General features: G+C 34.8%; 10 protein-coding genes and 1 tRNA gene. 8 read left to right on the plus strand and 3 right to left on the minus strand.

Features of this window, described 5'->3' with window-relative positions; genetic code table 11:
* Positions 1-71: 71 nt before the first annotated feature.
* Complete coding sequence (locus tag PBT89_RS03900) at positions 72-779, minus strand: SGNH/GDSL hydrolase family protein (protein WP_270063481.1); 708 nt, start codon at positions 777-779, stop codon at positions 72-74.
* A 194-nt stretch (positions 780-973) separates the two neighbouring features.
* Between PBT89_RS03900 and PBT89_RS03905 the strand changes: the two genes are divergently transcribed.
* Positions 974-1,058: transfer RNA gene (locus tag PBT89_RS03905), tRNA-Ser, on the plus strand.
* A 506-nt stretch (positions 1,059-1,564) separates the two neighbouring features.
* Here the strand turns inward: PBT89_RS03905 and PBT89_RS03910 are convergent.
* A complete protein-coding gene (locus PBT89_RS03910) occupies positions 1,565-1,804 on the minus strand; it encodes a hypothetical protein (RefSeq protein ID WP_270063482.1) in 240 nt (79 codons plus the stop codon).
* Between the two features lie 181 nt (positions 1,805-1,985).
* Here PBT89_RS03910 and PBT89_RS03915 point away from each other — a divergent pair, with 181 nt between their 5' ends.
* From PBT89_RS03915 to PBT89_RS03935, 5 genes are read left to right on the plus strand one after another with little or no spacing between them, the layout of a single operon-like run.
* Positions 1,986-5,087 (plus strand): SusC/RagA family TonB-linked outer membrane protein, encoded by a 3,102-nt coding sequence (locus PBT89_RS03915; RefSeq protein ID WP_270063483.1) that lies wholly within the window; start codon positions 1,986-1,988, stop codon positions 5,085-5,087.
* Between the two features lie 11 nt (positions 5,088-5,098).
* Positions 5,099-6,628 carry a RagB/SusD family nutrient uptake outer membrane protein gene (locus PBT89_RS03920; RefSeq protein ID WP_270063484.1) on the plus strand — a complete coding sequence of 510 codons (1,530 nt, stop codon included), beginning with the start codon at positions 5,099-5,101 and terminating at the stop codon, positions 6,626-6,628.
* 25 nt (positions 6,629-6,653) lie between these two features.
* The gene (locus PBT89_RS03925; protein ID WP_270063485.1) at positions 6,654-7,685 is read left to right on the plus strand and encodes an IPT/TIG domain-containing protein; all 1,032 of its coding nucleotides are present in this window, start codon (positions 6,654-6,656) and stop codon (positions 7,683-7,685) included.
* A 56-nt stretch (positions 7,686-7,741) separates the two neighbouring features.
* Positions 7,742-8,965, plus strand: coding sequence for a glycoside hydrolase family 27 protein (locus PBT89_RS03930; RefSeq protein WP_270063486.1), 1,224 nt, complete (start codon positions 7,742-7,744; stop codon positions 8,963-8,965).
* Positions 8,966-8,973: 8 nt separating this feature from the next.
* Positions 8,974-9,969, plus strand: a complete 996-nt coding sequence (locus PBT89_RS03935) for a glycoside hydrolase family 5 protein (protein WP_270063487.1) — start codon at positions 8,974-8,976, stop codon at positions 9,967-9,969.
* Positions 9,970-10,045: 76 nt separating this feature from the next.
* Here PBT89_RS03935 and PBT89_RS03940 read toward each other — a convergent pair whose 3' ends face one another.
* Positions 10,046-10,921 carry an AraC family transcriptional regulator gene (locus PBT89_RS03940; protein ID WP_270063488.1) on the minus strand — a complete coding sequence of 292 codons (876 nt, stop codon included), beginning with the start codon at positions 10,919-10,921 and terminating at the stop codon, positions 10,046-10,048.
* Positions 10,922-11,112: 191 nt separating this feature from the next.
* Between PBT89_RS03940 and PBT89_RS03945 the strand changes: the two genes are divergently transcribed.
* Complete coding sequence (locus tag PBT89_RS03945) at positions 11,113-12,231, plus strand: glycoside hydrolase family 26 protein (protein ID WP_270063489.1); 1,119 nt, start codon at positions 11,113-11,115, stop codon at positions 12,229-12,231.
* Positions 12,232-12,240: 9 nt separating this feature from the next.
* Complete coding sequence (locus tag PBT89_RS03950) at positions 12,241-14,082, plus strand: sodium:solute symporter family protein (protein ID WP_270063490.1); 1,842 nt, start codon at positions 12,241-12,243, stop codon at positions 14,080-14,082.
* The last annotated feature ends 4 nt before the right edge of the window (positions 14,083-14,086 follow it).

Raw genomic sequence — 14,086 nt, forward strand, 5'->3', positions numbered from 1 at the left:
TTGCACAATATAGCAGTTTATCTGATATTAGGGAGTTCTGCTTGTTTTTTTCTTCGGAAGTAAGATGATTATTACTCCTTCAGTGCCTTTTCTATAGCATTCTTCACCATAGGTTCCATGACATCGTATCCTGCTGAAGTTGGGTGAACACCATCTGTAGCGTATTCTTTTTTCATTCCTTGTTGATCGTTAGCCAAAGCAGGAAAATAATCCAAATAAACATGGTTGTTCTGCTCAGCGTAGTTTTTAAGCCAGTTATTTACTTCAGCAATTTTAGCAACTGGCTCTAGTCCTGGTCGCCATGGATAATCTTCTACCGGTAAAATAGAACTTAACACCACTTTTATATTATTGGCTTTGGCTAGTTGCGCCATAGCCTTAATATTGTCGGTAATCATTTTTACTGAAGAATATCCTGTGTTACCCGCAACATCATTTGTACCCGCTAAAATCACAACTACTTTTGGCTGAAGATCGATTACATCTTGGGTAAATCTTATAAGCATTTGTGGTGTTGTTTGTCCGCCAATCCCGCGGCCTATATAATTGTTTTCTTTGAAAAATTCTGGATGTTTGTCATACCAACCGTGCGTGATCGAGTTACCCATAAAAGCAGCGGTAACCGGTTTGCCTTCCATTTTTACTTTATTGTTGGCTTCACGATACCATTTTAAATTTGCCCAATCCTGGCTCATAAGTTTTTTGTATTGTTGTTGCTGAGCGAAAGCTCCGGCACTGATGGTTAAAACGCCTAAATATATTAAATGTTTAAGTTTCATGATGTTATTAAGTTATAGCGTAAATTTAACTAAAAGTAGGCTGGAATCTTTCTATGTTGAAAAATTCATTTCTTTTTTGTTGAAAATCAGTTTTGTATATATTGAATGAATTTTTTTTCAATTTTTCTTGTGTAGAAATGAAAAAGCTTACTATATTTGCACCCGCAATCAGCGAATAGCTGATGAGACACTCAGGAGAAATGGCAGAGTGGTCGAATGCGGCAGTCTTGAAAACTGTTGAGGGTCACACCTCCGGGGGTTCGAATCCCTCTTTCTCCGCAACAAAAAACCGCAGATTTATCTGTGGTTTTTTTATTCTAGGAGGGTAAATACCCCGAGACTTGTCTCGTTAGTAAATTAAAGTTTGAAAACGCGTTCAGCTAAAATACTCCGTGGGCTTGCCCCGGAGAAATTTACTTATGGGAGTTTCTTAAATAAAATGGTTATTGCTTCTAAACTTGGCCGCTGCGCTTTCCCATCATTGGTTTTAGTTTATCCCATAATGGTTGTTCCAATACTTCCAATAGATTAAAATTTTTTTTCATTGTATTCAGGAATGATAGGTTTGAATACTGAAATTTTAAATGAAACATTATCAGGAATCCAATAGTTTAAGTTTAAAGCGTAAGTAGACTTAGCTCCGGCCCCCAAATGTTCACGCATTCTTTTCTGGAAACTCATTTCTTGACTTATCCCTACATAAAGTGTTTTGCTAGATCTTTCATTAAACTTAGAATAACAGCGATCTTCGAATTTATTTTCTTTAGCAGCTTTAAAAGCTTTCCCTATTTCTTCATTTCTTCTTTGTTAGAATCATCAATTAATTGAATACAATAAATAGGATCAAAATCAATCTCGCTAAAAGCTTTTTTAGTTAGTTGGTCAATATCACAAATTGATTCTTTTAATTCAGTTAAATTTATTTCTAAACGCTTCAGCCTACTATGCGAATAACAATCCAAAAGTTGTAAAGAAATGATATTCAGGTTGGAAAAATGTTTAACAAAAAGGATAAAAGAACTCATTTTGGAATTATTAATTATCTTATGATTTTGATAACAAATTGACAAAATAATATTAATAAGCCAGTGATATTAACTATAAATTTGATTTTAGTATTCTAGATGTCTTTTTTTAGTGAATACTTAAAATTCATTACGAAAAGGTTGTAGTTGTTTAATTATATATCAATTTAAATTAGATCAAATGAACGTATTAAGGAAAGGCTTATGGATTCCTTTTTTGCTAATGGTTACTGTAACTGTCTTTGGTCAACAAAAGACCATACAGGGAACAGTAAGAGATTCAGATAGCATTCCGCTACCTGGTGTATCTGTAATAGAAAAAGGAACAAATAATGGTGTTATCACCAATTTTGATGGTAATTACAGTATAGAAGTTAGTGAAGGAGCAACTATTTTATTTAGCTATGTAGGTTACAATTCTAAAGAATTTAATGTTGCCGGCAAATCTTCCATTAATTTAATTTTAGAAGAAAATATAGAAGGTTTGGGAGAGGTAGTACTTATTGGTTACGGATCCCAAAAGAAAGAGCAGATTAATAGTGCGGTCTCTGTAGTAGATATGGAAAATATAAAAGATCAACCTCAAGCCACTATAGATCAAATGTTACAAGGACAGGCTGCTGGTGTTACAGTAACAAACGATTCTGGAAAACCCGGTGCGGCCGTTTCAGTTAAAATAAGAGGAGCAACTTCTTTAACCGGTAGTAACGAACCTTTATATATTATAGATGGTATACCAGTTTCAGGAGATGCGCGTAATACCGCTACTAGCGGACGCCCCATAGCAGGTGGGAATTTTGCAGGTGATGGGGAAACTACAGTAAACCCACTAGCTTCTATCAACCCTAGCGATATAGAAAATGTGACAGTTTTAAAAGATGCATCGGCTACCGCAATTTATGGTTCACGTGGTGCTAATGGTGTCGTTTTGATCACTACAAAATCAGGGAAAAATGAAATAGGAAAAATTACTTACGATTCTTATATCGCATTTAGATCACAATCTAAACTTTTGGATGTAATGAATCTTAGACAGTATGCAGTACAACAAAATGCATTGGCTGATATTTACGGTTTGGAAACCAGAATAGAATTTCAAAATCCAGATTTGTTAGGAGAAGGTACAGATTGGCAGGAAAAGCTCTTTAGAACAGCTGCCACAAAAAATCATCAATTATCATTTTCTGGAAGAAAAAAAGACTTTACCTATTACCTTTCAGGAGGATATTACGATCAAGAAGGTACTATCGAAGGCTCTAGTTTAAAGCGCTATACTTTTAGAACCAATTTAGATGGTAATGTTAGAGATTGGTTGCGTGTAGGTGCTAATTTATCTACATCGGTAACTAATGAAGATTTGGTATTTAATTCTAGTAGTAATGGTATTATAAATTACTCCGTACTATCTGCTCCAGATTTAGCGGCATACACTGGCGATGGAGAATTCCAGGTTCAGGAAAACAACGACTTAAATATCTTTTTCAATAATCCTTTAGGAATGGCATTGTCGATTGATACCGATCTTATCCGTAAAAGTTTTTTAGGAAATACCTATTTAGAAGCCGATATCATTGATGGTTTAAAGTACCGATTTGAGTTTGGTGCCAATACTGAATTTAGTGAATTTGATAAATACACACCAAAGGCAGAATTTTTAAATACTGAAGAGGCTGTCCTTAATGTAAGACGGCAAAATTGGTATAGCTGGAACCTGAAGAATTTATTAACTTATAATAAAAGCTTCGGTAAACACAACCTAAATGTATTATTAGGACAAGAGTCTTCAGAGAATGTTTGGTCTGGAGTTATTTCTCAGGGAAATGGCTTTGTTAGTGACCAAATTAGAGCATTGAATGTTGCCGATGTTACTACTTCTACAGATTATAAAGGAAGCGCCGCGCTACTTTCCTTCTTTGGTCGTGTAATGTACGATTTCAATAACAAGTATAGTATTAGTGCTACTTACAGAGCTGATGGTTCTTCAAAATTTGCTGAAGGAAATAGATGGGGATATTTTCCGGGTGTTTCTGGATCTTGGAGAATATCATCAGAATCTTTTATGGATAATCTAGAATTTTTAAATGATCTAAGATTACGTGCAGGTTATGGAGAAACGGGTAATCAAAATATCGGAAATTACTCTTACGGTAGTGCATTGTCTTCTTTTAATTCTTTAGACGGGGTTGGATTTTTGGTGTCCAATTTGGCAAATCCAGATTTGAAGTGGGAATCTATGAAACAAACCAACTTTGGTTTGGATATGGCATTTTTTGAGAATAGGCTGCAGTTAACGGTAGAACGTTATAACAAAGTTTCAAAAGACTTCTTATATACCATTCCGTTACCAGCTTATCTAACAGGAGATCAAGGTTACGAAGGCGGTGTAAACAATCCAACTGTTAATGTTGGTGAAATGGAAAACATTGGATGGGATTTTTCTTTAAAGTATAATACTGCTGCCGATCATGATTTCTCTTGGAATACTTCCTTAATCGTATCTCAATATAATAATGAATTGACGCAAATAAATGAGAATCTTAATTTGATTCAGGAAATTGCAGATTTAAATTATAATGATTTAACGGTAACCAATTCAGTAATAGGAAAGGCAATTGGACAATTCTACGGATTGGAAGCCGATGGATTGATCACAGCAGAAGAACTTGGGAATGTAGGGAGTTACTTTGGTGAAACCCCCGAAGTTGGAGACGTTAGATATGTAGATATTAATAATGATGGGAATATATCTGAAGATGATTTTACATTTATAGGAAATCCACATCCAGACTTTACTTTTGGTTTCACAAACAATTTTGAATACAAGGGAATTACACTTTCTGTATTTTTACAAGGTTCTTACGGGAATGATCTACTTAACTTAACCAGAAAGTACGGAACTTTTAATGCAAATCTTTACATTAATCAATTAGGAGAAGCAGGTGATTTTTGGACTCCAGAAAATACCGATGCTAGCTTACCAAGACCTCAGTTAGTAGACCACGATAATAATCGATTATCTTCACGTTTTGTTGAAGATGGTTCTTATTTAAGATTACAAAATGTAACGCTAGGTTATAATTTGCCTACAAATGCGATCTCTCAAATAAATTTATCCAGATTAAGAATTTATGTAGGTGCTCAAAACCTATATACACTTACAGATTACAGTGGATATGATCCAGAGGTGGGATCGATAAATCAAAATTCCTTACTCATGGGGATCGATAACGGTAGATATCCTTCGCCGGTAACATATACCATGGGACTAAATCTTGAATTCTAATTTAATAAAACATGATACAATTTTTACATAACGTCCGTAGACTTGCTTTAGGCTTTGTTTTATTAGCTGGTATTTCTTCTTGTAGCGATTTTTTAGAACGACCACCAGAAGATAATTATTCAGATAACGATTTTTATTATACTAATGATCAGGTAAATTCTAGAATTGCTCCATTATATTATAAGCCTTGGTGGAACATGTTTAGTACTTCTTTCTGGCCTATGACAGAGACAATTTCCGGGAACATGTTTAATTACACGCACTTATCTTTTACGCAGTTCACGGTTACTTCTTCTAATTCGATGTTAGAAGATACTTGGGGTAGTTTATATTCTGTTGTGACACAATCTAATGAACTAATAAATAATCTAGATGATCGTGCTGGTGGAGAAGTGGACCAAGAGACTATAGACATCGTAAAAGGGGAAGCCTATTTTCTAAGAGCAGTAGCTTATTTCTATCTTGTTAGATTTTGGGAAGAAGTTCCAATTATAGAAAATACGTATGTTTATATCTATAGTCCACAAGTTCCTAAAAATCCTAAAGAGGATGTTTACAGATTTATAGAAATGGACTTGGCTATGGCAATAGATTTATTGCCAGAGAAAATTAGAGGTGCAGATTATGCCAGTAATAAAAGAGTTTCAGTAGGTTCAGCTAAGTCGATTCTTGCAAAAGTATATTTATCTCAGGAGAAATTTGCTGAAGCTAAAAATTTAGCAGCTGAGGTAATTAACTCTGGAGAATTTCAGCTTTTAGATAATTATGCCGATTTATTTTTAACTGATAATAATAATAACGAAGAATCGATTTTCGCTATACAGTGGACGATTTCTACCGATTATGGATCTGGTAACCAAAGTAATATTGCTAATTCTGCCAGTGGTTATGGACTTGGCAATATAGGGGATTGGAATGTTTTTGGTCCATCTCAGGACATTCAGGATATCTATCCTAACGGAGATCTACGAGAAGTAGAAAACATAATGGTTCCTGGATATACTTACGAAAACCTATATACTTCCTCTGGAGAACAATTTACTGTCCCAGAAGATATTGATGCTGCGACATCGGGTTCAGCTATTAAAAAATACGTTGTAGGAGGTGACGATCCTTATGATAACTGGGGTATGACATCTAATAATACTTACGTGATGCGCTATGCAGACTTGCTTATGATTTATGCAGAAGCTGCTATGGCTGGGACAGGTGCAACCTCAGATGCTACTGCACTTATGTATTTTAATATGATACGGCAAAGAGCTGGATTGGTTGAGTTGCCAAGTATAACTAACGAAACCTTATTAGAAGAACGTAGAAGAGAGTTTGCTTTTGAGGGAGAATACTGGTTTGATATTCAGCGTTTGCTATCTACTAGTGATGCGATTGAACTTTTGAATTCTCAAAACAGAGGAGACAAAAATTTTGATCAATTTTATACGGCTACTGCAGAAGATCTAATATATCCTATCCCTGCAAACGAATCAGCATCAAACCCATTGCTATTAGAGGAAGCGGTGCCATATGATTTTGAAGATTAATCAAATAATATAAAAACGAATCAAAATGAAAAATATAAAGAATAATATCAAATATGGTATTTTGCTGGTTGGTTTGTTACTAAGCGTAATACTAACTTCTTGTGAAGATAATGATGATTTAGTCACAACGCCAGAAATAGAAAGTATAAGCCTTGCAGCGAATGATTCTGTAGTAATGGGCGGTATGCGACAAAATATGTATATAGTTAGAGGAAGAGGCTTTAGTTCTTTAGAAAAAATATATTTCAATGATTATGATACTTATTTTAACCCAACTCTTGTAACTGATGAGGTGATTTTTGTGACGATCGATGCAAATACACCATACGATCAATCTTCAGAAATGTTGAGACTGGTAACAAACTCAGCAGAAGTGGAATACGAATTTGATATTTTACAACCGGCACCGGGAATAACGTCTTTTAGCCCTAAAACAGGAGATGCAGGAACACAGGTGACCATTTTAGGAAGTGTTTTCGAAAATTTAGAGAGTGTTTTTTTTGGTGAAAACGAAGCAACAATATTATCTAATTCTGATACAGAAATTGTTGTAGAAGCTCCAGCGATTTCCGCGCCGTCTCCAGTTATCGTGACAACAGCCGGTGGGTCTACAGCCTCAGAAAAACTATTCGGAGGTCTTTTATTTAAATTTTATGACGAACAGTTAAATCCAGATTGGTGGATAGGCGGCTGGGGTGTAACTAATGATTTTGCTAATACAGAAAATGTACTTACCGGTGAGGTTTCTTTAAAAGTTGAAATAGCGGCATGGTCTGGTTTTCAAATTGGTAACGGAGGAGCTCCTGTTTTAGCTGAAGACTATAATACCTTGCAGTTTGAAATTTATCCTGAAAATGACGGTAATATTATGGTGGTAACGAATAATGATTATGAAAATGGTTATTTAATTTCTATTACCGGGGGAGAATGGCAAACAGTTTCAATACCAATAGAAAATTTAAGTCTGGCAGGGCTAGAGTCCTTAGATAACGTGGTACTGCAAGAATTTAATGGTACCGGTAATGTTTATTATATCGATGATTTTGGTTTACTGTAAAGGTTTATCAGCGACTTTTAAAAACAATCAATCAATTTTAGAATCTGAAAATCAAGATGAATAATAAACTAATATTAGCCATTGTATTTATATATTTTTCAGGGCTTAATATTCACGCTCAAAAATTTGATAACCTGGCTGAAACACCCCCTATGGGTTGGAACAGCTGGAATACTTTCGAAACTAATATCAATGAGCAGTTAGTAAAAGATATTGCAGATAAATTTTTAGAACTAGGGCTTAAGGATGCTGGTTATGAATATATAGTTCTTGATGATGGCTGGATGGCTAGAGAAAGAGATGAAGAGGGAAATCTTGTAGCAGATCCAGAAAAATTTCCCAATGGTATGAAGGCCATAGCAGACTATGTGCATTCTAAAGGTTTAAAATTTGGGTTATACAACTGCGCAGGAGGAAAAACCTGTGCAGGATACCCCGGTAGCAGAGGGCATCAATATCAAGATGCTAAACTATATGCCTCTTGGGGAGTAGATTTTTTAAAATATGATTGGTGCGATACCGGGAAATTAAATGCACAGGAATCTTATATTACAATGAGAGACGCCCTTTATGAAGCAGGTCGGCCTGTTTTGTTTAGTATTTGCGAATGGGGAGACAACGATCCTTGGGAATGGGGAGAAGATGTAGGCCATATGTGGCGAATAACTGGCGATATTATTGATTGTTGGGATTGTGCAGTAGGACATGGATCCTGGGCATCTTTCGGAATCTGGAAAATAATAGAGTTAAGAGAAAAGGAAAAAACAAGAGAAGTAGCAGGACCAGGACATTGGAACGATTACGATATGATGGAAGTTGGTAATGGAATGACAGATGCCGAGGATCGTAGTCATTTTGCCATGTGGAGTATGCTAAATTCGCCTTTAATAATGGGAAACGATCTTAGGGCAATGTCCAAAGAAACCTTGAAAACATTAACAAATAAAGAAGTGATTGGTGTAAACAAAGATCCTTTAGCCGTGCCGGCTTTTCGATTTAATAATGAAGACAATATAGAAATTTGGGCGAAACCACTGGAAAATGATGCTTGGGCAATTACTTTCATAAATCGTAATGAAGAATCGGTAGATCTGGATTTCGACTGGAAGAAATATCAACTTGCAGATGATTTAAGTCAGCAGTACTTCAAGCCTTCATTTAAAGAATATGCAATCAGAGATTTATTTCAGCATAAAAATATTGGGAATACCGGTAAGAATTTAAAAACATCAATTGGTGTACACGATGTTTTGATGGTTACTTTAACTCCAAAGTCGTAAATTTTGATATGAATTTTAAATGTAGCCTTTTCGCTATTTTGATTTTGGTCTGTTTCGATTTATGGGCACAAAAGTCTATGGATCGTTTGAAAGTAGCTCAAAATGAATTTGTGAATGCAAAAGGAGAGGTTTTAGTATTTAGAGGCGTAAATACGAGCGATCCAGATAAATTGGTGAAAGACGATTTATGGAACGAGGATTATTTTAAAGAAATAAAGAATTGGGGAGCAACAATTGTGCGATTTCCAATTCATCCTAAAGCATGGCGAGAAAGAGGAGAGAAAGAATATTTAAAAATTCTAGATCAGGGGATTGAATGGGCTAATAAAAACGGTTTGTATGTAATCTTGGATTGGCATAGTATCGGTAATCTTAAAACAGAACTTTATCTGGACCAGATGTATTTTACCACAATGCAAGAAACACGCGATTTTTGGAAACTTATGGCTCAGCATTACGGAAGAAATTCAACTGTTGCATTTTACGAGCTTTTTAATGAACCTACTACATATAATAAGAAATTTGGTTCAATTTCCTGGGGAGAATGGAAAAAACTGATGGAAAACATTATAAGGGTAATCCGTGCAAATGGAGGAGAAGGAATTCCTTTGGTTGCCGGTTTTAACTGGGCGTATGATTTGAAGCCAATTAAAGAAAACCCTATTAATGCAACTAATATTGCGTATGTAGCTCACCCTTATCCACAAAAAAAGAAGAAGCCTTGGGAGCGAAAATGGTCAAAAGATTGGGGATTTGCAAAGGAAAAATATCCTGTTGTTTTAACTGAAATTGGTTTTTGTGATAAATTTTCCCCTGGTGCACATGAACCTGTAATAGGTGACGAAGGTTATGGAGAAGCAATAACTAATTATTCAGATAACAATAACATCTCCTACTTAATTTGGGTATTCGATAAAGATTGGGCACCCAGAATGTTTAAGGATAAAAAATTTACACCAAGCCGTCAGGGTAAATATTTCAAGGAAAAAATGCTTAGTTATTAAAATTAAAGTTTAAATGATACCATACTACTTATTTGGCTTGATTATATTTTGTCATTATTTCACTTAAAATTATCAATTAAAGCACCCTTTTTATTCCGCTAAATTCTTCTCTATATTTACTTGGAGTACATTTTTTATTATTCTTAAAAACCCGGTTGAAGTTTGCAATATTATTGAAACCGCATTTATATGCAATTTCAGCAATGCTTAAATCTTTTTCAATTAGCCATCTTGCAGCGTAACCAATGCGTGTATCATTAACATATTCCACCAATGTTTTTCCGGTTCTTTTTTTAATGAATCTATTGAACGAGACCTGACTCATATTTACCAGATCGGCTACTTCATTTAAGCTTATTTTTTTGTGATAATTAAGCTGAACATACTCATAAATGATTTTTATTTTATCACTGTTCTCAAAATTTTTGAAATCTGAAGTGTACGTAGAAAGTAATTTTTGATTTCTTGATCGCGCTAAATCATGAAGTATTGATATAAGTTCTAAAAAATAATCTATACTATCGATTTTAGATAAATTCATGATTCTTGGTGCGATTTCGTCAGATATTTTTTCTGAAAATAAAATACCGTGTGCAGATCGTTCAAACATATCTTTTATTGGTTTCATGATACGTCTGTCCAAAAGTTTGGTGTCAAATAAATCATTGTGAAACTGAATAGTTATCTCGTGGATTTTAGAACTTTCACAGTTATGAAGTTCCCAGCCGTGTTGAAGATTAGGGCCAACAAGTACTAATTCAATATCACCAATTTCTTCCATCGAATCACCAACCACACGTCTAACACCCTTCCCATTTTTTAAAAAATTTAATTCATATTCTGGATGAAAATGGATAGGAAAATCAAATTCATCTTTAATTCTGTCAAAAACTAAAAAGCTATCTTCAGGAGCAAGTGGTGTGATTTCGCGGTGTACATTAGTTTGTATCATATGAGTCAAAAAGAAAAAAAATAATTATTAAATGATAAAATTCTATTAATAGATGATCGCTTCCGCTGTTAATTTTGAGAATTGATAATTTATGATGCTAATTCGAAAGGAATTATTAAAATAATGCTTCAAACATTATATATTTAAAACTGTGTCTAATATACATTTAGCATAGAAAATAAAAAATTGAAATGAAATATTTTATCAGAATACTTATACTATTTAATCTTATTTTAATGATTTCGTGCGCTACAATGTCTAGAAATGCGAATAGTATTCTTTCAGATCGCTACGCAAATAGTAATGTTATTAAGTTACGAGAACGTTTGAAAAATATTTCAAAAAAAGGAATGGCCTTTGGGCAGCAAGATGCCACCGCTTATGGTTTAAACTGGTATTTACAAGAAGAGCCGCAAGTCTTAACGAGCGATATTAAAAAAGTAGTAGCAAAACAACCGGCTTTATTTGGCTTTGATTTAGGCCACTTAGAATTAGGAAACACCTTTAATTTAGATACCGTTCCATTTGCTATGATGAAGCAGCATACTCAAAAAATGTATAAAGAAGGTGGTCTAGTGACATTTAGCTGGCATTTAAATAATCCGGTAAGTGGGGGAAGCTCTTGGGATACTACTTCAGCTGTTTCAGAAATTTTAAAAGAAGGAGCAGTAAGTCAAAAATATAAAGGTTGGGTAAAGCAACTTAGCCTATTCTTTAATTCTTTAAAAGATGAAGAAGGAAAAGCAATTCCTGTTATTTTTAGACCTTTTCACGAAATGAATGGTGCCTGGTTTTGGTGGGGAAAAGGACGGTGTACTCCTGAAGATTATAAAAAACTTTGGATAAAAACACAGCAGTTATTTTTTGAAAATGGGGTTCACAATCTTTTATATGCTTATTCTCCTAACACCATGTCTTCTGCTGAAGATTTTGACAGGTTTTATCCGGGAGACCAATACGTAGATGTGCTGGGTGTTGATATCTATAACCATAGCGGTGATGAAGAATTTATTCGATCTGTTACTCAAAACCTTCAACTATTAAAAAAGAAAAGCATTGCCAAAAATAAGCCTTTTGCCTTAACCGAAACCGGAAATTTTAGTATGGCAAGTAATGCCAAGTGGTGGACAGAAGTATTATATCCTGCCATAAAAGAAAGCGGAATTGCTTGGGTGATGGTGTGGAGAAATGCCCGAAAAGATCATTATTTTAGTACCTATCCGTCCGAAAAAACCGAATCTAACTTTAAGAAGTTTGAGCAAAAACAAGATATATTATTCTTGCCCGAGCTCAAAACTATACACAACTAATTTAGCCCTATGTTACAATTAACCGATATTCTTATTATTCTTGCCTATTTAGCAGGAACAATAATAATTGGACTTGCTGCTAGAAAGCAAGCTCAAAAAAGTAAAGATGATTATTTAATGGGAGGGAAAAGCCTTCCGTGGTATATGCTAGGCTTATCTAACGCTTCGGGAATGTTTGATATTTCCGGTACCATGTGGTTGGTAACCCTAACCTTTGTTTATGGGTTTAAAAGTATTTGGATCCCTTGGTTATGGCCTGTTTTTAACCAAGTTTTTTTAATGGTTTATTTATCGATGTGGTTACGCCGATCTAACGTAACAACAGGAGCCGAATGGATTTTATTTCGGTTTGATAGTGGAAAAGGAGGGAAACGATCGCATACCATTATCGTGATATTTGCCATATTAAGTTGCTTAGGATTTTTAGCCTATGGTTTTATAGGATTAGGGAAGTTTGTTGAAATTTTTATTCCTTGGGAATTAATTTCACCTTACGTTCCTTTTGAGGTCGCGCCAGCTTATATTCCTCATTTTTACGGTATCATTTTTACATTATTTGCTGTTTTTTATTCCGTGTTAGGGGGGATGTCCGGTATTGTTTGGACCGATGTTTTACAATACGGAATAATGACGATTTCTTCAATTGCTATAGCAATTATTGCATGGAATGCTTTTGGAGAAAATACGTTAAATGTACCTAACGATTGGATGAATCCGTTTTTTGGTTGGGAACTCAATCTCGATTGGACGGGCATCATTGATGAGGTAAACACCAAGATAGCAGAAGATGGCTATTCCTTATTTGGTCTCTTTTTTATGTTGATGCTCTTCAAAGGTATTTTATCGAGTATTGCTGGGCCAGCACCTAATTACGATATGCAAAAAATCCTTTCTACAAAATCTCCATTAGAAGCGGCTAAAATGAGTGCTTTCTCTTTAGGAGCGTTAATCCCGACTCGATATTTAATGGTAGGTGGTTTTTCTATTTTAGCCGTTCTTTTTTACGATCAGCTAGATTTGAGAACTGCCGGGGTACTCGATTTCGAAAAAATTTTACCGGCAGCCATTGAGCAGTTTGTTCCGGTAGGTCTTTTAGGCTTGTTGTTAGCGGGTTTATTGGCTGCTTTTATGTCGACTTTTGCGGGAACATTAAATGCTGCACAAGCCTATTTGGTTAATGATATTTATTTGAAATATAAAGAACCTGATGCCTCTTCTAAAAAAATTAAAAAGATGAATTATCTCAGCGGTATCGTGGTGGTAATTATCAGTATTGTACTTGGCTTTTTCGTTCAAGATGTAAACTCTATATTACAATGGATTGTTTCTGCACTATACGGGAGCTACGTAATCTCTAACGTGTTAAAATGGCATTGGTGGCGTTTTAATGGAGAGGGCTATTTCTGGGGAATGTTGTCTGGTATTATTCCGGCTTTAATATTTCCAATATTTACCGATACACTCGATTTGTATTATTTCCCGATTATTCTTGTTATTTCTCTAGTTGGAGCTATTGTGGGAACCTACACAGCTCCTCCTACAAACGATAAAGTACTAATGAATTTTTACGAGAAAACAAATCCGTGGGGGTTTTGGAAACCAATTGCTACTAAAGTACAATCGGTAAATTCAAATTTCAAGAAAAATAAAGGTTTTTCACGTGATATGTTTAACGTAGTGATTGGAACATTAGCCCAAACCTTATTAGTAATTATCCCTATTTATTTAATAATACGTGAATACTCGCTAGTACTCTATTGTACTATCGTTTTAAGTATTTCTATAGTTATTCTAAAGTTTAATTGGTGGGATAGAGTAAAAAAAGAAAATTCCAAATCTGTAAATATGTAACTCA

The organism is Zunongwangia sp. HRR-M8, from assembly GCF_027594405.1.
Classification (GTDB): Bacteria; Bacteroidota; Bacteroidia; order Flavobacteriales; family Flavobacteriaceae; genus Zunongwangia.

Excerpts from the sequence above, each read along its gene's own strand:
- PBT89_RS03900 (WP_270063481.1), bottom strand. The coding sequence starts at position 779 with ATGAAACTTAAACATTTAATATATTTAGGCGTTTTAACCATCAGTGCC.
- PBT89_RS03910 (WP_270063482.1), bottom strand. The coding sequence starts at position 1,804 with ATGAGTTCTTTTATCCTTTTTGTTAAACATTTTTCCAACCTGAATATC.
- PBT89_RS03915 (WP_270063483.1), top strand. The coding sequence starts at position 1,986 with ATGAACGTATTAAGGAAAGGCTTATGGATTCCTTTTTTGCTAATGGTT.
- PBT89_RS03920 (WP_270063484.1), top strand. The coding sequence starts at position 5,099 with ATGATACAATTTTTACATAACGTCCGTAGACTTGCTTTAGGCTTTGTT.
- PBT89_RS03925 (WP_270063485.1), top strand. The coding sequence starts at position 6,654 with ATGAAAAATATAAAGAATAATATCAAATATGGTATTTTGCTGGTTGGT.
- PBT89_RS03930 (WP_270063486.1), top strand. The coding sequence starts at position 7,742 with ATGAATAATAAACTAATATTAGCCATTGTATTTATATATTTTTCAGGG.
- PBT89_RS03935 (WP_270063487.1), top strand. The coding sequence starts at position 8,974 with ATGAATTTTAAATGTAGCCTTTTCGCTATTTTGATTTTGGTCTGTTTC.
- PBT89_RS03940 (WP_270063488.1), bottom strand. The coding sequence starts at position 10,921 with ATGATACAAACTAATGTACACCGCGAAATCACACCACTTGCTCCTGAA.
- PBT89_RS03945 (WP_270063489.1), top strand. The coding sequence starts at position 11,113 with ATGAAATATTTTATCAGAATACTTATACTATTTAATCTTATTTTAATG.
- PBT89_RS03950 (WP_270063490.1), top strand. The coding sequence starts at position 12,241 with ATGTTACAATTAACCGATATTCTTATTATTCTTGCCTATTTAGCAGGA.